Here is a 16,565-nt window from a genome sequence, read left to right as displayed (position 1 = left end):
GGCGATCATAGAAGGTGCGCTCCTGCTTCGAGTAGGCCGTCGCGGTCTTCGCGCAGGTTGTCGCGCTCAGCCTTGAGCTGGTCGCGCTCGACGATCGTTCCTTGCCAGTTTTCGAACCAACCCTTAGAGAGCGCTTTCTCTTTTTCTAGCGCTGCCTTCATGTCCACGACCATCGACAGCAGCTCATCGCCGTCGCTGTCCATATCGGCGCCGAGCGCTTCGCCAATTGCGCCCATTCCGATGCAGGCCGCAAGAAGCATGCGCTGGTTGCGCTCCAGGTCGGCGATTAGAGTCAAAATTGCTGCCGGCTCGGTGGCGGCTGAATATTCTTCCTCCGCCTTGTGCCAGGCTTCAGCCAGATCGTCCCCGCCGGACTCGCACAGTTGCGCGAAAGCCTTCTCGACAGCCTCGGCCAGTTGTTTCAGTTTTGAATGGTCGCTCATCCGATCGCCGCCTTTATGGTCAGTACCAATGGAAGCCAGAAGAAGAGGGTGCTTACGGCAATGCAGGAGAAAATCATGGCTGCACCTTTTCGAAGTAGAAGACCACCGGCGCGCCAGTCTCAGCGATCAGGCCGTACGACTTGGCGAGCCGGTAGATTGGGTGGTAGCTGTTGAGGCTGTTGACGTGTCCGGCGATCCACTCGCGCCAGGCTTCCAGAGGCATGGCGTGCTTGCTCAGATTGCAGGGGATGCAGGCCGGCATCATGTTGGCGAGGTTGTGGTTCTCGGGGCTGAGCGCTGGAACCAGCTTCGCCTCCTTGCCCCAGTTGCGGCGAACCGCTTCGAGGTGGTCGGCATGCCAGCGGTCACCCAGCAGCACGCCGCAATACGCGCAATGCCCGCCGCACTTCAGGCGCACTTGCTCGCGCTCAGATTTCTTCAATCGCATGGCTCGCCCTCTCGGTGGTGATCTCCTCGATGAGCGACTGCGGGAGTTGCGCGGCGAATTCGCCTTCTGACCAAGACAGCGGCTCGGACTTGCGGATCATCTCGTTCAGCAATTCGAATGCCGCAAGCAACTGATCGTCGCGGATCTCGCCGTCCTCTGGCAGATCATCAATGAAGTGATCTGCCGGGTCGATTTGGCTGGGGTAGTTCGGTTCGCAGATACAGAGCTGCAGGTCGGCCAGATCGATTTCGCTATCGACCAGGTAGTCGCGCAGATCGTCTTCATCAAAGAAGTACCGATCACCATCGAAGATAACCAGAGGCTCGCCGGCCCATTCCTTGACCGGCATCGCTGCAAATTTCGCTTGGCGGCGGGCGTGGTGGCACGCTTTGCAGTAGCTGTTCACTTCGTAGATATCGTGGTCAGGGTTCACTTCGCAGCGGCGATGAGTTGCGCCGCAGTAGCGGGCAAGGTTCTCGTCGCCACCGAAAAAGCGACCGTCAGCTGAAACCCAACCGGTTACAGTTTTCAGGCTGGCTGCTTCCGGAGCGTCGTACATGATGATTGGCTTTTGTGCAGACATGACTTCGTCCTTGCCGCTATAGCGGCTGACTTTGAAGGGGGAGGGGATGTAATGGCGAGAAAAATGAAGTTGTGTCAGGATCCGTTGGTGCTTCTGAACCTTTCAAGGTGCCTAATGGCCGAACAATTGAACGATGTACAGAGACCAAAAAAAGAATTTGACCTTATTGATGAATCTGATAGGGGAGCTGCGATAGTTGGTGCTGCTCTGTTAGAGGATAGTCTGGTCACCATGCTGAAGAGCGAGATGTTTATAGATAGAATGTCTCAGAAGCAAGTTAAGGATATTTTCGATCTAAGCGGTCCTCTATCAAATTTTTCTGCAAAAATTTCTATCGCTCTTGCATTTGGTTTTATAGATAAAACTACATTCAATGATCTCCAAATAGTAAGGAAGCTGAGGAACAAGTTTGCCCATTCATCTGATCAGCTATCATTTGATGATCCCGATGTTAGATCTCAGATTGGTAGCATGCACTGCTTCAAATGTGCCGCGGAAAAACTACCTAACCGTTTTTCACCTGACTCAGAGGGGGAAATTAACGAATGGCAAATGAAAGCAGATGGTTACATTCGACTCAATAAAGCTGCGTTCTCATTGGCGGTTAGGGACTTGTCTATGAGGATTAAATACGGTTCGATTATTCGAGGATTTAAAAAGAATGGTCTGCCGCTTCCAGATCTGTTTTCTGATTTCAAGGATATTTATGAGTCTTGAAAAATAACTTTTTCTAGAACGGCTATATCTCATGCAACATACTGCTGCGGTTGTTCCTGGCGCAGCACTTTCTGAACTGCCTCGACAACGCGCTGTAAATACGTGAATTCGTGGTTTTCTTCGACGGCTTTGTCGCCGACGGGGTAGTGCCACTCATCACCGAAAAGCTCGGTCATCAGCTTGCTGTGATGCCAGCACTCGCTGGGCAACTCGACGCTTCGCAGAACGTCGATGTCGTGCCAGAGCTCACGCGCCTCATCCTTGCTCAGCTCATCCAGCTCCCAGTCATGTCGGCCGGTCTGTTGCCGGCGGCGCTGGACGATGCATTTTTTCGCTAAGGCGTGAAGGGCATTCCCGCTGAACCGCGTGCTGCTGATACCGCGATCGAGGCAGTTCAGGACGTAGTGCCAATCACAGTCGGCCACGAACTCGGCCACCGTGCGTGGACCCATGCCGCCCCAGTAGGCGCTCCAGCTGTTGTCCCAGCAATTGACTGTGATCTTGCCCTGGGCGGTCTGATAGCTCGGGTCGGATTCAGTGGGGCAGTCGCGGCGGCCGAAGTCCTCGAGGAACACTGTAATCGCGTCGAGACGCGGCGCGCCGGTGATCACCAGCTTCGTGACTGTCGAGCGCTCAACCTTCAGCGGCTCGGCCGGTTTTTTTTCTGTGGGCATGGGGCGTCCTATGCCGGGGCATGCCCGGGCGGTGGAGGGTGGGAAAGGTCAGGCTCTTGCGGAAAGGGTGAGGGGCTCTTCGCCGGCGCGCGCAATGCCGGCGTGTAGATCAACCCTGCGGCCAGCGAGCATTCCCGCGATTTGCGCGTTCAGGTCGATGTCGACGTCGCGCGACTTGCGGGCTTTGCCTACGCCTTTGTTTGCGAGGTACTCGGTGATAAGCGCCTTGTCTTGCGCTTCGACGACGATGATGTCTCGACCTTCGCTCGCTGGAGGCGTGTCGTCTTCACCTTTCGGCACAAGGGCGATCAGCTTCCCGTAAACCTCATTGACCCATGCCAGGGCGAAGTGATCGCCTGCGGTTTCCGCTGAGTAGGAGCTACGGTGCACGCCAGCACGAACCGCAGCGACATACTGCTTGCGGGCAAATTTCAACTTCGTCAGCAGCGCCTCGAACGCATACAGCGCGATGTGCTGGGCAGGTGTCACTCCTACGAAAGACGTTCTGGCGATGATTCGGTCCTTTTCCTTGCAGTACTGCCTACCGTACAGAGAGGTACACCCGAACACATTAGCAACTGCTCCGGCCAGGCTCCGCTCCCATACTGGGAGGCGTTCGGCGCGGGTAAATTGCGACTCGACCTCACCAACGTCACTCAACTTCACATCCATTTCGGTCAGGCGGTACTCGCGCATCAGCGCCTGTGCCTGCCGCAGCGCCGTAGCGGCTTCGTTCTCGTTGGCGCTCTGGGCCAGTGCCAGGCAGTGCTTTATCTTGCGGATCGCGCGCTCGAGTTTCTTTTCGTCGATCTGTTGTGCGGACATAGGGGGTCCTCGCCGGCTGGCGTGATTCGTAGAAGTGGGGTATTTATCTGCAATCTCACACTGGCAGGAGGCCGACATGAGGTTGCAGAGCGATGTGGATGCGTTAGCGGCTATCGAAGAAGACGCTAAAGCGATGCTGAAACGGATAGGACTGCCGGATGACGCGGTGAAGCTGGAGGTGGTCGTGTTTCTTCGGGAGGTTATCGACCTGGCCAGCTACATGGAGTCGGCGCACCGAATCGTTGAAGCGCCGAGCAGCGCGTAATCCAGCCGACAGGTGACACGCTCGTTCAACACTTCTCAGTGAACCCTCGCCGTTTTGCCCGAATCTATCTGGGCATCAGGAGACGAGTTATGAGATGTATGTGTTGGATCTGCTGGGGGGAAGCGTACCGCAAGGGCATCTACGGCGATTGGGACGACCTTGTGTGCTTCAACTGCGGACGTTACAAAATCAGCCGGCGCTTCTTGGGTGAGCACGTCGGCAAAAAATTCGATGTAGCCGCGATGCGTGAGCGCTTCCAACCTACGCACGATCGCGACCTGGTGCCGATTGTCGATAGCCACACCGCTGTATTTCAGAGCCGCGCCCAGCAGCCTCTTGTGAAGGATGAGTTGGTTGGGTGGCCTGCTCCGGCGATGAGATCGAAGCGGCTGGTTGATCAGTGATGCAAGCCGAGTGCCCGACCATTTCCGACCATCCTGCCGTTCGAAGTGGCGCAACCACTGATAAGTGGGGTATTTGTGTTCGGCCCGGCATGGAGCCGGATCAAGGAGCCAGCTGCATGACCGACACAGAAGAGTGCTATTACGAAAAAAGAATATTGCAGCACCGGAAATGGTTTTTTTGCTACGTGGTGCTGGCGATACTGGTTCCGATTGTTGTTCTTGGAGTCGTCTGGGGGTTTGACAAGCCCAGCTCATGGATTTCCAGAGCTGGCGCGGTAATGGCGGCAATCGCCTTCCTCGCGCACCTCAAGTCTGATGCGATGCTGGGAGTTTTAAAGCCCGGCGGAATGGTCGGAATGAGTTTCAGCGGGACCAAGAAGAAGTATCTGCCGCGCTTGACTTGGTATGGTCGAGTCGCAGTCACCATCGTTCTCGTTGGGACGGTTGTCTGGGGATTCGGAGACTTGCTTCCAGTCGGTGTATCCCCGCCGTAGGCCTCGCTTACGCCTCAACACCGGTCGCGGCAAATTCTTCAAGCTTGCGCGACCACTTTTCCTTCACAACGATTTTAGGTCGCGACATTTTCACGAACCGTTCCGACTCTTCCGCAGGCGCGGCGGCGAGATTGATCATGAACGTCGTCACCGTCTCCTGCCATTCTTCGAAGCCGTGGCGCTCGCCCAGCACCTGAAGCGCATCATCAAGCGCTTTCGAAACAATCAGCGATCGCTTCTCGGCGCCGATCCGGTCGAGCAGCGCCTTCTCCTTGGCTCGCTTGTCCTTCTGTAATTGCGCATTGCTCTTGGCCATGGCCTACCTCTTCAATTCCGCTGGCCGGCAAGTCCAGCCAGGTCTGTCGTTTGCGTTGTTGGGTGCGAAACTTGATTCTGCGCATCACGCCTTCGTCGGGTAATCGAGCGAGTATTCCTCGACGATCTTTCGCGCGAGCGTCGTGCTGATACCCATGTGCTTGCAGGCTTTGTTGCGGGTCATTCCGGCCGCCTTGCAGTTCATAAGTTCGCCGGCGATCTTGTCTCGCTCCTCTTGGGTGATCATTCGGCCTCGCTTAGCCTTCTGCGCTTCGATGTTCCTGTAGCCGTATGGCGTTTTGACCACCGTTGCGATGCCTGGGCTGTCCTTTCCGATCCCGGTAGGAATTAGCTGCGCCGTACCTCCAGATGCAAAGAAGGCAGCTTTCGCCGCCTCCAGTCCACTTTGCCGCTTTGCGGCTTCAACGAATGCTTGTTCCATATCAGGCACCTTTCGAGCGACTGTCGATGTTGATTTCGTAGATCTCGGCGAGCTCACGAAGAACTGCCCGCGTAATTCCAAGCGCCGCACAGATCTCAGCTTGCGAGCGAGTGCCGGCCAAAGCCTTTATCTGAGCGACCATTGAGGCCCTTCTTTGGCGACGGGCTTCCATCGTCTTGGCGGTGCAGGTCGTGAACTCAATGCCATGCTCGCTGGCGATCCGATTGAGTGAGCGAGTGGACCGGTGCAGCGCCTTAGACGCGGCGAAGATTCCCGCGTCAGTGAACCGGTGAAGGGCTTTGGCGATGACAGGCTCCTCTGCCTTATGGGCGTCCCATCTCATGCTGCGATCCCCAGTACCTGGTTCATGCGATCGTCAAGGATCTCGTAGAAGGTTTTCACCCGTTCCGAGAGCTTGCGGATCATTGCTTCGTCGCGGTAGGCGCGTTTGATGAACAGCGGCATGCCCGGCCAGTAGCAGACAAAGTCGATCCACTCCCGTTCCGACACCCACAAGCCGCCTTGGCATTGAGCGACGTGTTCCTTCGGGATCTCGCCGGACAGAATCACTTCCACCTGAAACTTCGGAAGTTTGGTTTTGATTTCCGTCAGGCCTGTAGGCCCGACAAGCGAATCGGGCGAGTACCCGGCGCCGTGGTTGAGGATGATCGCCACCTGCTTGGTTTCGACTTCCTCACGCTGCTCATAGAGCTTTCGGGCGACACCTTCCAGCTCATGGCCGCGCTCAGTGTGGCGATTCCCCTGGAAAGGATCGGCAGCCTCGCCGGTGATGCGCTCACCGATAAGCGTGTTCATGTAGGTGAAGGCGCCAGCGCCAAAGCCTGATTCGCCTTTCCCGTTGACCAGTAGGCATTCCAGCTCAGAGCAGGTGACGATGCCCAGGCGCAGGTCCAGCCATTCTTGCGATCCCTGCTCAACTTCAGTAATGATTTGCATGATCTACTCCTGAGGGCGACTGGCTGACTTGGTGATGCGGGCCGACACAGCGTCAAACTCGGATTTATAAACATTGGCTGCGCAACCGTATTTGGCGGCAAAGTTCTCTTGCAAAACCGGAGTGCATTTTTTAAGCAGAGCGTCGAGCTGCGCGGCCTGTCCTGCGGTTATTACTGGCTCAGACGGCGGATCCTGAGAGTTGTTGGCGCCATTTCCATCGTCATCTTCGTTTGTCAGAACGACGTTAAAAATCATCATGGTCAGGTAGCGCCGGGCGTAACTGAACGTCGATCCTGCTGCATGTACGCCGGTCTTGTTCACGCTTCCCTTGATGCCCGCCGAATCAATAGGCAGATCAACGTGGTACTGCTTTGTGTGACCAGCCTCGTGCATGCAATCGCACAGGGTCCGGATATGGCCCACGAGCGCGCTGTCGCCAGTCCCGAATGACAACGAGAAGCCGTGCGCGGTGTACACCGGGGATATCTTGCGGTCAATCGACTCAAGCGCTGCATAGGAACTGCTCGTTTGAGCGTTGAACTTGTCGCGGAATACAGGGCCGATTTCAGCTTGGGCCCGAACCATCGCGGCGTTAAAAGCGGCAGCGGCCGTACGGTCGGTGTGCCGTTCATACATCTCCATCATCTTCTGCATTTTGTCCGCATCGAATGCTGGATCAGTCGCCGCACGCTGAATCATCGTCAGCATTGCGGTTGATTCGTTGGTGACCACCGGACTGGTGACCTGCCTGGCCTCTGCTGGCTCGGCGATGGCTACGTTGCTCATGTCGACCTCAGTATTGAATGGAGACAGCTGGGATCAGATTGCTGGCGATCAGCTTTACAGCCAGGCGCGCGCACTCTTCGGTCATGCCGTTTTTCATAAATGCTTCTTTCGCTGATTTGTAGATCGCGCCTTTGTGCGCCTTGTCGGCTTCGCGCTCGCGCTGCTGGCGCAGGATCTCTTCGGCCGCTGCATCTGCACGGCGGCGCTCATCGAGGCGCGCTTGCTCTGCTGCCTGTTCGGCACGTTTCGCCGCAGCTTGGCGCTCCTGCTCGGCACGTTGCTCTGCGGCAATGCGATTCGCCTCCGCCTGCTCGGCCGCAAGTCGAGCCTGTTCGGCCTGCTGCTCAAGCTGGAGGCGCTGTCGCTCGGCCTGTGCCTCTGCTTCGCGGGCAGCTTGCTCGGCGGCACGCTGCGCTGCGGCAGCCTGATCAAGCAACTCTTGCTCGCGGCGGGCGGCGGCTTCTCGTTCGGCCTGTGCACGCTGCTCAGCTTCACGACGGGTACGCTCTTCAGCTTCCCGGGCGATCTGTGCGTCCCGATCGCGCTGAGCCTGTGCTTCAGCTTCGGCGCGCAACCGGATCAATTCGGCCTGTTCGGCTTCGTACCGCGCTCGTTCGGTGTGCAGGGCGCGCAGCTTGATCAGCGTCTGATCTTTCACCTGGGCGGCTTCGGCAAGAAACTCTTCCCAGCTATCGCCGATTTCGAGCAGTTCGAGGTCGGCGATGATGTTGGCCAGGTGGCCGGACTTTGGCGCTATTTCAAAGATGGCGAGATCCTTGATCTGCTGGATCGCGTCGTTGTGCTTGTCGACCCGAGCATCTTCGGCTGCCTGCCAGTCATCCAGAGGCTTCCGCACTTCCTTCTGCCATGCTTCAAGCGTGTCCCACACGCGTTTCCGCTCAGCATCGATCAGCTTGGGGATTTCCTTTTGCTTGGCGGAAATCTCTTTGCCCACTGCTTCAAGCGCCGTTTTCGATTTCGCGATCGAGTGCGCCATTGATGCGTAAGCTTCGCGGCCTTTGCGAGTCTTGAGATCGGGCAGGACCTTCTTGAACTCATCGACCTTTGCGCGCACCTGGTCAAGCCATGGGTCGAGCCCGTTCGGCTTGCTGTAGACGGCGAGGGCGGTTTCTGCCGGTGGCATTGCTGCCAGTTCGGTATTTGCGGACACGGGGAATCCTTTGCCGCGACGTGCGCAGCGCTTGAAGTTGAAAGTCAGGAGGTGATGCGGTCGGCAAGGGCGCTGAGCAGCATCAGGAAGGTGTAAATCGCGAGAACTCGAAACGACCCGCGCCGAATCAGGAGGTGGCGCGCCCGCTGAAGGCTGGTCACCGGAACACGTGGTAGGTGGTGGAGCGCGGCACCTGGCAAGTGCCCTGACCATCGCGAGCGACGCCATAGGCGCCTGCGCCACCGATCAAGATCACAACGAGAATCCAGTAGACGAGATTCATGGCCGAGCCCTCACAGCGATGCGTCCGCCTTTCATGGTCACCGACAGGCGCTGCGGGAGGCTGTCGACCAGATCCTCGCGCTTGCGGCCGATCACCTCATTGAAGGGCAGGCCGAAGCCAAGGATCGCGATGCGGCGTTCGATTTCGTCGAGCTGCTCATCGACCAGCGATTTCACGATTGGGGTAGACATGACGACTCCTTGCGCCTGGCAACAATCTTGTTGAGGCGCCCGCAGTAGTGGTTGAATTCTTCGATGGTGATGCGCTCGTCGGCCATCATTTCGCTGATGGTCTTCTGAATCATCAGCGACCAACTGATCGGCGTTTCTGGGTGCTGCAAGGTCTCCAACTCTTCGCCAATGAGGACGTGCGGACTCAAAACCCACACTCCTGCTCGACGAGATCGCTTTCGCGTTTGGCGTCGCGGTACTCGTTGGCGTGCACGGCAACCAAGTCGGCGGCGAGCGACCGAACGATTTGCAGATCACCGCCGACGGCTTCAACGGCCCAAGTGTGCAGAACCCCGCCGTCTTGGCGCCTGATCAGTTCGATCAGGATTCTCTCGATGTACCGATCTGGGTCTGGGTTCGCAGCCATGTAATCCGCCAGCGCCTCCGGCAAGTGGTCTGCGTTGACCAGTACCTTGTTTCGGCCTACCGGATTCGGCGCTTCCACGTGTTGCCGAGAAAGCAGATCTTCGACCGACTCGGTCAGCCATTCCTGACCTGCCTTCGTATCGAGGAAGTCGTCTTCCGGGATGAGTTTGCGTAGAGCTGACATGGTCGCCTCCAGAGTGGCGGGTGTTGATCCAACAAAACTCGGATGCACTCATCCGCTCCGCTGGTTGCCGTTGGGCGCGGAGGGGAGTGCATTCGGGTGGTGTCGAGGGAGGGTGACTAACTCTGCGCGCCAGCGTCTATCCAGCTCCGCACAAAGAAGTAATAAGGACGTTACGTGGTTCGAAAAGCGATTTTACTGGTGCTGATTGCCAGCCTGAGTGGGTGTATGGCAACCGCCATGCGCATGGACTATGACAAGCACCGGTGCCCCTACATTGGCGTGCGATTCGACTGGTGGTTGGTGGGTACGTCCAAAGGAAAACTGATTCCCTTTTTGCTGATCGACGCGCCGTTTTCTTTGGTGGTCGACACCGTCTTTTTCCCCTTCGAATATCAATACAGCTGCAACCTTTGAGCTATCGGGTGTCCGCATCGGGGTGTGATCTGGCCGGGGCTCAACCGGCATTGGGCGGAAGGGGTAGCCCTGTAGGCGACCGGTTGGCACATCCGCTGCCCGAGACTTAGCCTCAGATCACACCCCGATGCGCTCTCATAGAGAGGATCGGGCAGTTGTAAACTTTGGGTTTACAACTCAGCCGGCGCCCACTGTTTGGCGAGGATTTCATCCAGAAGAATTTCGATCTGGCTGATAGCGCTGTTGTAGGCCCGCTCCCATTCCTTCGGCGCGGTACGGCGCGCCTCCTTGATGCGTTTGATACCTTCGCGAAGCGACTTCTCCGAGATATCCCGGCGCTCCTTGCGGCGCCGCGCCTTCGTGTAGCGCTGCTGTACTGGCGCATCCTTGCCGAGGATCTGACTGATCCGAGACGGCGCTTTGGCAGCCGCTGCGCTTTCCTTCAGAGCATCTTCGAGGCTTGGCCCTTTGCCGACCCTCGCGAGAATCCTGTCGGCTGCGCTCAATTCACTGTCGCTTTCCATCTACTCACCTCGAACAGTCAAGTCTGACTTGTCGGTTGTTTTCCCAATGCACCCGTCACCAGGTGCATCAATGAAAAGGCCCGTCATGCTGCGAACAGGTCTTGCTGGCCGGCCGCAGACTTCAATGGCTTGCGGCTGGCGAACGACTCTTCCAACCAGTACCGCTTGGGAGTGCCAAAGCTGTTCAGATAACCAGGCTGCGACCTGCCGACAGTTGCGTGGGTGTTTAGGTTTTTCCATTCCGAGAACTCAGGCCAAGGAGTTGGGTGGATGTTTTCCGGCCCGCCTACAGCCTGGAAGAAATGGTCTCTGCTCACTTCGATCATGCTCATCGTCTTGCTCCCAGTTGATTTCCAATGCCGCCTCGTCGAAGCGGCATCAGTAAATCTGTGGCGCCGTGACCCGCTACTGGCGTCGGTCACCGGCTTGAATCTGATTTAGTGACCTGTTTTTACAGGGGCAGGCTCCCTGTTTCCTCGCTTTCCACAGTCGAGGGAAACCCATATGCTCCGGCCTCCACAGTCGAAACAAGGAATGTCGTTATGGCGAATTACATGGTGCGGGTTGAGATTTTCAAGGCTGACAGCGAGGAATACGCAGACCTACATAAGGCGCTGGAAGCGCTTGGCCTCAAGAGGACAGTTCAAGGAGATAATGGGGTTCTCAGGATGCCGCCTGGCACCTACTACGGAGCAAGCTCGCTGGGAACCTATGAGCTGAGGGAGAAAGTTAAGACTATTGCCGCCCCCTTCTCCTACCCGGCCGATCCTTCAGTGTTTGTCTCTGAGTCAAGCGACTGGTCTGGCTGGCTTCGACCAGCCTGAGACGAACTACCGCCGCCAGCGGAAGGTCTTCCTTTGGGCATTTCACTTACCCAGTAGGCCAGGTAGTTTGAAGCGATGGCGAAAGCCTCATCAAAAGTGACGCTTTCATCCGTCGCTATCTCCTGAACGATCTGGCGAAACCGTTCGATCTGTTCTTCGTTCATCTCAATCTCCTGCTTTCCGCGTGGTCCTGAGTAGGGCCACCTGGAGAGCATCCGGTCCGCGATGAAGCGAACCGGCTATTCATTGCAGGTACTTCGTCTTGTCTACCTTCACGCCGTCCGGGATGTAGCGATAAAGATCGCTATCGAACCGCCAAGTCTCATCTCCCCATGCAACGTCCGACTTGAAGCCCCAGCTGAAAGCGTGTGCCAGCTTCTTGCATAAGAGCCTCGACTGATCGTCAGTCACGCCCATTTTGCAGCCCGCCTCAAACATGGCTTCCTGCATGTTGATGAAGCTCACGACCGCGAATGCCGCGGGAACCACGATCAACAAAAGCGGCCATTTTGATTTGATGTCGTTCATTTCTTTATCCTCTGGATTTCCAATGCCGCCTCATCGAAGCGGCATCAGTAAATCTGTTCTTCGTGACCCGCTGCTGGCGGCCGTCACTGGCTTGAATCATCTGGCTGTCGGTACGGGATTACTCGCCATCCCGGGAGGCGCATTTAAGTCACTGCTTCGCACTGTGCCGGTAAAGCGCCTCATCTTGGCTCCGGCAGGGAGTACTCACAGCGCAGGTCGGTGACTGCTGAATCCAGATGCATCAGCAGGTCGATCTGGCCCGGTAACCAGATCCGGGCGTGGTTCAGTTCCAGAGCTGACATGGGGATCGAAATTTATGGTTCGCGATGTTCGCCGTTTCCAGCGATGCCTCAAGGGCTGCCCGTTTCCGGGGATCGATCCGCGAATGGTTTGGGTTGTTAAAGAGCGGCGGTCCTGTTGAGGCCCTTCGCAGTGGCTGTGTGTCGCTGCGATGGAGTAAATATGAACTACTGGTTCACATTGCGTCAAGTACCAAAAGTACATAATTTCTGTCCGGTTCATTTTTAGGTTCAGAAATTGGCGGTCGGAATGGGATTTACGCTGAACCCAAGGTTCGCTATGCTCGCGCTCGACTACTGGATGCATGTACAGCATTTGCTAAGGAGGTGTTTATGGCGCGGCAGAGCAAGAAGAACGACTCAGGAATCACACCAATGAACCCGATGGAGCGGCTTGTGCTGCGCGTGTCGTCGATGATCAATCACCCAATCGCCCAGGAGCGGCGTGAGGTGCGGGTACATCGGCTCGATACGGACGGGGAGAAGGAATGGTCGGAGATATTGGGCGCGTTGTCGGAAGCCGACGGCATCAACATGATGTTTCATGATGAGGATGAATCGATAACGCTGCGTTGGGAGCCTTCAGACGATGTTGAGGGTCCTGCAGAGGTCGAGCGAGAGCCCGAGATGGAGGTGGCGCCTTTCTGATCAGCAAAAAAAGCCCGCTAAATGGCGGGCTTCGAGGTTCACGAGAGATTAGCTTTTTGCGTCGCTATTTTTTTCTGAAGGGGTAGGCGAGATGCTTTTTCTAAGGTCGTCGGCCACGGGCTGCGAGAGCCCTTTGTTCTCGCCAAAGGAAGTTTTCACAGCATCATCAGCGACAAGAAACTTCTCAATTTTCCCTTTTGCTTCTTTGGATATATCGATCCTCTTTTGGAGGGCGGCTATCAGATCATCTGAAGCGGCAGCGAACCTTTTGTGCTTCCACTCCCTTTCTGAAGATGATGCTTCGTGGAGCTCCTTGGTCGCCCGATCATATGTTTGTTGGGCGTTACTCTCCTCCACCATAAGGCGAACCCTAGAGGAAGCAAGCCTTGTCATTGCCTTGCACTCGTCAATGAATGCGAGCGCCGTATCTCTATCAGCAGGGCGATATGACCAGTCCATTGAAGCCAGTTTGCCAGCCTCTTTGTCCAGTGATTCCAAGACGCTCGAAGCGCGGTTCGAATACTCAACGAGCGTTATTCCATCCTCATTCCGAGCGGAAAGCTGCCTCTCGAATAAAACCGTTGATGCCTGGATCGCGCTTAATGCCTGGCTGCTTTCTTGGTGGCTTTGGTAAGCGCCCCATCCAAACCAACAACCGACCGCGACCAGGGCCGCGCTAGCGACCGCAGTTATTGAAGCCTTCATCCTTAAGCTCTCCACATGAAAGCCCGCACTTTACCATTCGTGGCCTAGCGCCACCATTATCGGGCGGGATGGGTATGAAGTCCCGTTCAATGGCAGGCTATGGCTCAGGTCAGGGGAGGGCAGAAACAAGAAGCCCTGCGCTGGGTAGGCTTCATGTTATCAAATCGCAGGCAAAGAAAAGCACGCGATGGGGGTTAGCGGGCTTAACGTGTTGCAAGGAGCGCTTTTTACACTACGCATCGATATGTGAAAAATTTGTGAAATTTAATGTCCGCCTCTTTCATCACTGCGATGCAGCTCTTTGGCGTTCTGATGGGGTAGCTGTAGCTTCATTAAATTGGCATTGCCGTCGGGCCAGTGCAGGGTAACAGACGTCGAACTCCCGACTTCGTGGCTACCGATCTTGGTGCGGAGATAACCTAGCTCTCTGCCAACGATGTAGGCCGCAAAGGCTACGCAGGCGCACGCGCTTACTAACGTGGTGTACTTGGCAAGTTTATTCGCATTGAGCTTCATGCGTGACCTGGTCGAATATGAGCACTGATCCTAGCGCGTAACGACAAATACGAGAAGCCCGGCGCTGGGCCGGGCTTAACGAATGTGGTGAAGAACCTTGTCTCTGAAGTTATCAATATCAGCAATGTCCGGCACAAAATCATTCGCTGCCTTGAGCAAGCGTGTGTGATCTTGTTTTGGAAGAGAAGAGAAATCGCTGCAAACGATGATCGAGGTGAATGACTCCCCAACCTGCTTCAGGTGCAGTAGGGTAATTGTGGTGATTCTCGCTTTGTCTTTGCCGTTTACTCCGAAGAGATAAATGGGCCGACCTTGCGACTGTATTCGGTAATCGACCGTGTAGGCCGGGCCATCCGCAATCTTAGGCACATAGTTTTCCTCAAAGCTGTCAGCAGGGAGGATAGATTTCAAGGCTGCCCGCAAATCATCGTAGAACGTCGAACCAAGACGGGAGCGCGACCATAGCGCCATGTCTTCAACGCGCGACAAACCCTGAGTCAGGTCGAACAGACCCCGCACCAGCTTATCCGCTGGAACCTCAATGAAAATTTCACCATCGTCATCGCGCAGCCCGGATTCTGCCAGGATCCCTTGGTAGAACTTTCCTCGCGAGCCAGTTGAGTATTTTGAAATGTCGTTCTCGTAGCTCAGGCGCATCATTGTTGTGCCAGCATCGGACAACCGCCAGCCGCCAGACGTCCTGGCTAGATAAGCAGTGAACTGATCCCCATCGCGCGCGACTAGAGGGAGAGATACCGCCAGCAAATCCCCGCACTCACGCACAGCCACATCTTCGCAGAAGGCTGTGCAGAGTGATTCGCGGATTTCAGTCAGTTCATTCATCAAAAAAACTCAGCTGTGTCGTCATACCCTTGCTTGCCCCGTTCTCGATTGTTGGCGGGACGGGCTTTTGTAGGCCTGAAATATTGCAGTCTTCAATCATTGCCCAAAGCGCGCCCTCAAGATCAGTGTAGGCGTTCGTGGCGACGGCGTAATGCTCTGGCTTTCTGCCAGCAAGCATGTAGCGCTCCGTTGCGCGATGGATGTGCGGAGTGAAATCAATCCGCTCCCCATCCTCAAGCACATTCTGATGAGGATGGCAGCTGCCGTTGTATCGCGCTAGCGTGATCGTATCGCCGGAAGGGTGCTTTAGAAATATCCCGCACGAGAAGCTATGCGCAATCCTGGAGTTCTGTCGCAAGTAAATTTCGAATTCTGCGCCATCATCCGAGACTACATCGTAGTTCTTCTGCTTGCACGACTGCATATCTTTCCAGCGGGCGCCGGGGTTTGATATGGTTTTATTGCAAGTGAGCAGATCATTGATCTGCGCATCAGTAAGGAGCGTGTCTACCACGTCTTCGTCCTTGAGATATGAATGGGATTTTTCGGGTTACTTCCTACTCCGGTTTCGCCCTGGTGATGCGCTGATCCCTAACCTCATCCGCATAACCCGCCAGCCGATCTTCAACAGCCTGGTAGCTCGCTGCAATCTTTAGCAGCTCCTTGGCCTCGTCTTCCTGTCCAGCCTCTGACAGCCGCACGGCAGCCTGCATCAGATCGACGCCTGACCACTTGAGTAGGGCAGCAGCCTCTTTCAGATCGCGGCGCAATTGCTGGCTGGGTTTGGTGACGGGCATGGGCTACACCAGATTCCCATTCCACACGAACAGCACGCGCGCCTGGATGTAGGTCTCGTCGATGAAGATGTCCTCGGCCTTATGCTTCCGGTTATCCGAGATCATCTTGAATTTGTCTTTTCCCTTCATCTGCAGGCGCTTGATGTACTGAAAGCCCTGGTACGAGAAATAATAAATACCGTCGCCGATGAAATCCTTAATGCTGATGTCCACCAGGCACGGGTCGCCATGCTTGATCGTTGGCGTCATCGACTGGCCCCAACCAGTGATCACCTTCAGGTGATAGTGCTCCTTGAACTCAACCCCCATAGAGCGGAGTTGGGAAGGGCTGACGCGCACATCCTGCAGCATCTCCGGGAAATCATGAGCAACCTCGCCGCCGCCAAGCGCTCCGCGCACGTCGTAGTGCGCGATCCACACCTCATCGCCGACCTTGCCAGGCCGATAGGCATCGCTTACCAGCACTTCAACAGTTCCCTCCGCCTCGTTGCCCTCAGCGACAGCCAGCAGCTTCTGGAGGCGGTCTTCGCCCAATGATTTGCCGGCGAGCATTTGGCGGAGCTTGTCAGCGGCAGTCGAGGATTCACCATCAATCCTGTCGACTAGTGGCCCCGGTCCTTCGCCAGAACCATGTTGCAGCCATTCGATCTTGACGCCGAGGTTTTCGGCAATCGTCTGCATTTTTGCTGCGCCAGGTATCGACTCCCCGTTGAGCCATTTGCTGGCAGCCTTTGGGGTGACTTTTGTCATTTCCGCCAAGCGAGCGCCCGCCCCCCATTGATCAATGCCCTTCTCGGCAAGTGATTTTTTGAGGCGGGAGGCAAACGCGGCGCGAATCTCTTCTATTTGAACCATAGGTTCAATATCGCATGGCCTTGCA

30 protein-coding genes are annotated in these 16,565 nt (G+C 56.1%); 7 read left to right on the top strand and 23 right to left on the bottom strand.

The genetic code is table 11. The features are described from left to right. Positions 1-5 precede the first annotated feature (5 nt). From ACP7D9_RS27550 to ACP7D9_RS27540, 3 genes are all read right to left on the bottom strand, one after another. Entirely contained in the window at positions 6-443 is a 438-nt protein-coding gene (locus ACP7D9_RS27550; RefSeq protein ID WP_426160193.1) for a hypothetical protein, read from the bottom strand. Positions 444-516: 73 nt separating this feature from the next. Further along, positions 517-891, bottom strand: coding sequence for an HNH endonuclease (locus ACP7D9_RS27545; RefSeq protein WP_426160192.1), 375 nt, complete (start codon positions 889-891; stop codon positions 517-519). Then, positions 872-1,474: a hypothetical protein gene (locus ACP7D9_RS27540; protein ID WP_426160191.1), complete on the bottom strand. Its 603-nt coding sequence runs from the start codon at positions 1,472-1,474 to the stop codon at positions 872-874. The genes ACP7D9_RS27545 and ACP7D9_RS27540 overlap by 20 nt, the downstream gene beginning before the upstream one ends. 114 nt (positions 1,475-1,588) lie before the next feature. Here ACP7D9_RS27540 and ACP7D9_RS27535 point away from each other — a divergent pair, with 114 nt between their 5' ends. Next, positions 1,589-2,191 (top strand): MltR family transcriptional regulator, encoded by a 603-nt coding sequence (locus ACP7D9_RS27535; protein ID WP_426160190.1) that lies wholly within the window; start codon positions 1,589-1,591, stop codon positions 2,189-2,191. 29 nt (positions 2,192-2,220) lie between these two features. Here the strand turns inward: ACP7D9_RS27535 and ACP7D9_RS27530 are convergent, their stop codons facing one another. Together ACP7D9_RS27530 and ACP7D9_RS27525 are read right to left on the bottom strand one after the other, a co-directional pair. Next, positions 2,221-2,865 carry a hypothetical protein gene (locus ACP7D9_RS27530; protein ID WP_426160189.1) on the bottom strand — a complete coding sequence of 215 codons (645 nt, stop codon included), beginning with the start codon at positions 2,863-2,865 and terminating at the stop codon, positions 2,221-2,223. Positions 2,866-2,913: 48 nt separating this feature from the next. Further along, positions 2,914-3,690, bottom strand: coding sequence for a DUF2786 domain-containing protein (locus ACP7D9_RS27525; RefSeq protein ID WP_426160188.1), 777 nt, complete (start codon positions 3,688-3,690; stop codon positions 2,914-2,916). Positions 3,691-3,766: 76 nt separating this feature from the next. Here ACP7D9_RS27525 and ACP7D9_RS27520 point away from each other — a divergent pair, with 76 nt between their 5' ends. The 3 genes from ACP7D9_RS27520 to ACP7D9_RS27510 all read left to right on the top strand — a co-directional run bounded on the left by ACP7D9_RS27520 (position 3,767) and on the right by ACP7D9_RS27510 (position 4,853). Continuing rightward, positions 3,767-3,955 (top strand): hypothetical protein, encoded by a 189-nt coding sequence (locus ACP7D9_RS27520; protein WP_016773961.1) that lies wholly within the window; start codon positions 3,767-3,769, stop codon positions 3,953-3,955. Positions 3,956-4,053: 98 nt separating this feature from the next. Then, positions 4,054-4,359, top strand: coding sequence for a hypothetical protein (locus ACP7D9_RS27515; RefSeq protein WP_426160187.1), 306 nt, complete (start codon positions 4,054-4,056; stop codon positions 4,357-4,359). A 116-nt stretch (positions 4,360-4,475) separates the two neighbouring features. Further along, entirely contained in the window at positions 4,476-4,853 is a 378-nt protein-coding gene (locus ACP7D9_RS27510; protein WP_426160186.1) for a hypothetical protein, read from the top strand. A gap of 7 nt (positions 4,854-4,860) precedes the next feature. On the opposite strand, the gene ACP7D9_RS27505 is transcribed toward ACP7D9_RS27510, so the two are convergent. The 9 genes from ACP7D9_RS27505 to ACP7D9_RS27465 form a co-directional block, all read right to left on the bottom strand. Next, positions 4,861-5,169, bottom strand: a complete 309-nt coding sequence (locus ACP7D9_RS27505; protein ID WP_426160185.1) for a hypothetical protein — start codon at positions 5,167-5,169, stop codon at positions 4,861-4,863. A gap of 84 nt (positions 5,170-5,253) precedes the next feature. Next, on the bottom strand, positions 5,254-5,610 hold the full coding sequence (locus ACP7D9_RS27500; protein WP_426160184.1) for a hypothetical protein: 357 nt from the start codon (positions 5,608-5,610) through the stop codon (positions 5,254-5,256). A gap of 1 nt (position 5,611) precedes the next feature. Then, positions 5,612-5,953, bottom strand: coding sequence for a hypothetical protein (locus ACP7D9_RS27495; protein WP_426160183.1), 342 nt, complete (start codon positions 5,951-5,953; stop codon positions 5,612-5,614). Next, positions 5,950-6,567, bottom strand: a complete 618-nt coding sequence (locus tag ACP7D9_RS27490) for a lambda exonuclease family protein (RefSeq protein WP_426160182.1) — start codon at positions 6,565-6,567, stop codon at positions 5,950-5,952. The genes ACP7D9_RS27495 and ACP7D9_RS27490 overlap by 4 nt, the downstream gene beginning before the upstream one ends. A 3-nt stretch (positions 6,568-6,570) precedes the next feature. Continuing rightward, a complete protein-coding gene (locus ACP7D9_RS27485) occupies positions 6,571-7,353 on the bottom strand; it encodes an ERF family protein (RefSeq protein WP_235378411.1) in 783 nt (260 codons plus the stop codon). Positions 7,354-7,360: 7 nt separating this feature from the next. Continuing rightward, positions 7,361-8,524, bottom strand: a complete 1,164-nt coding sequence (locus tag ACP7D9_RS27480) for a hypothetical protein (RefSeq protein WP_426160222.1) — start codon at positions 8,522-8,524, stop codon at positions 7,361-7,363. A gap of 279 nt (positions 8,525-8,803) precedes the next feature. Further along, positions 8,804-8,998, bottom strand: coding sequence for a hypothetical protein (locus ACP7D9_RS27475; RefSeq protein ID WP_280074936.1), 195 nt, complete (start codon positions 8,996-8,998; stop codon positions 8,804-8,806). Beyond that, positions 8,980-9,186, bottom strand: coding sequence for a hypothetical protein (locus ACP7D9_RS27470; protein WP_426160181.1), 207 nt, complete (start codon positions 9,184-9,186; stop codon positions 8,980-8,982). Before ACP7D9_RS27470 ends, ACP7D9_RS27475 begins: the two co-directional genes overlap by 19 nt. Continuing rightward, on the bottom strand, positions 9,183-9,587 hold the full coding sequence (locus ACP7D9_RS27465) for a hypothetical protein (RefSeq protein ID WP_426160180.1): 405 nt from the start codon (positions 9,585-9,587) through the stop codon (positions 9,183-9,185). Before ACP7D9_RS27465 ends, ACP7D9_RS27470 begins: the two co-directional genes overlap by 4 nt. A 174-nt stretch (positions 9,588-9,761) precedes the next feature. Here ACP7D9_RS27465 and ACP7D9_RS27460 point away from each other — a divergent pair, with 174 nt between their 5' ends. Further along, positions 9,762-10,001 (top strand): YceK/YidQ family lipoprotein, encoded by a 240-nt coding sequence (locus ACP7D9_RS27460; protein ID WP_038861465.1) that lies wholly within the window; start codon positions 9,762-9,764, stop codon positions 9,999-10,001. A gap of 170 nt (positions 10,002-10,171) precedes the next feature. Here ACP7D9_RS27460 and ACP7D9_RS27455 read toward each other — a convergent pair whose 3' ends face one another. Together ACP7D9_RS27455 and ACP7D9_RS27450 are read right to left on the bottom strand one after the other, a co-directional pair. Further along, positions 10,172-10,525 carry a hypothetical protein gene (locus ACP7D9_RS27455; RefSeq protein ID WP_426160179.1) on the bottom strand — a complete coding sequence of 118 codons (354 nt, stop codon included), beginning with the start codon at positions 10,523-10,525 and terminating at the stop codon, positions 10,172-10,174. A gap of 83 nt (positions 10,526-10,608) precedes the next feature. Further along, a complete protein-coding gene (locus ACP7D9_RS27450; protein ID WP_426160178.1) occupies positions 10,609-10,857 on the bottom strand; it encodes a hypothetical protein in 249 nt (82 codons plus the stop codon). Positions 10,858-11,067: 210 nt separating this feature from the next. Here ACP7D9_RS27450 and ACP7D9_RS27445 point away from each other — a divergent pair, with 210 nt between their 5' ends. After that, positions 11,068-11,349 (top strand): hypothetical protein, encoded by a 282-nt coding sequence (locus ACP7D9_RS27445; RefSeq protein ID WP_057712065.1) that lies wholly within the window; start codon positions 11,068-11,070, stop codon positions 11,347-11,349. 243 nt (positions 11,350-11,592) lie between these two features. On the opposite strand, the gene ACP7D9_RS27440 is transcribed toward ACP7D9_RS27445, so the two are convergent. Next, complete coding sequence (locus tag ACP7D9_RS27440) at positions 11,593-11,877, bottom strand: hypothetical protein (protein ID WP_426160177.1); 285 nt, start codon at positions 11,875-11,877, stop codon at positions 11,593-11,595. Positions 11,878-12,509: 632 nt separating this feature from the next. Between ACP7D9_RS27440 and ACP7D9_RS27435 the strand changes: the two genes are divergently transcribed. Continuing rightward, entirely contained in the window at positions 12,510-12,824 is a 315-nt protein-coding gene (locus tag ACP7D9_RS27435; RefSeq protein ID WP_426160176.1) for a DUF1654 domain-containing protein, read from the top strand. 48 nt (positions 12,825-12,872) lie between these two features. On the opposite strand, the gene ACP7D9_RS27430 is transcribed toward ACP7D9_RS27435, so the two are convergent. The 6 genes from ACP7D9_RS27430 to ACP7D9_RS27405 form a co-directional block, all read right to left on the bottom strand. Further along, entirely contained in the window at positions 12,873-13,529 is a 657-nt protein-coding gene (locus ACP7D9_RS27430) for a hypothetical protein (protein WP_426160175.1), read from the bottom strand. A gap of 264 nt (positions 13,530-13,793) precedes the next feature. After that, the gene (locus ACP7D9_RS27425) at positions 13,794-14,045 is read right to left on the bottom strand and encodes a hypothetical protein (protein WP_426160174.1); all 252 of its coding nucleotides are present in this window, start codon (positions 14,043-14,045) and stop codon (positions 13,794-13,796) included. Between the two features lie 75 nt (positions 14,046-14,120). Continuing rightward, positions 14,121-14,888, bottom strand: coding sequence for a DUF1828 domain-containing protein (locus ACP7D9_RS27420; RefSeq protein ID WP_426160173.1), 768 nt, complete (start codon positions 14,886-14,888; stop codon positions 14,121-14,123). Beyond that, complete coding sequence (locus tag ACP7D9_RS27415; protein ID WP_426160172.1) at positions 14,881-15,402, bottom strand: DUF6978 family protein; 522 nt, start codon at positions 15,400-15,402, stop codon at positions 14,881-14,883. The genes ACP7D9_RS27420 and ACP7D9_RS27415 overlap by 8 nt, the downstream gene beginning before the upstream one ends. Before the next feature lie 43 nt (positions 15,403-15,445). After that, complete coding sequence (locus ACP7D9_RS27410; protein WP_426160171.1) at positions 15,446-15,685, bottom strand: hypothetical protein; 240 nt, start codon at positions 15,683-15,685, stop codon at positions 15,446-15,448. Positions 15,686-15,688: 3 nt separating this feature from the next. Further along, positions 15,689-16,540: a LexA family transcriptional regulator gene (locus ACP7D9_RS27405; RefSeq protein WP_426160221.1), complete on the bottom strand. Its 852-nt coding sequence runs from the start codon at positions 16,538-16,540 to the stop codon at positions 15,689-15,691. Between the last annotated feature and the right edge of the window lie 25 nt (positions 16,541-16,565).

This window comes from Pseudomonas sp. TSRC2-2 (assembly GCF_049897785.1).
Taxonomy (GTDB): Bacteria; Pseudomonadota; Gammaproteobacteria; order Pseudomonadales; family Pseudomonadaceae; genus Aquipseudomonas.
Note: the sequence above shows the minus strand (reverse complement) of the source record. Positions and strands in the feature narration are given on the sequence as shown.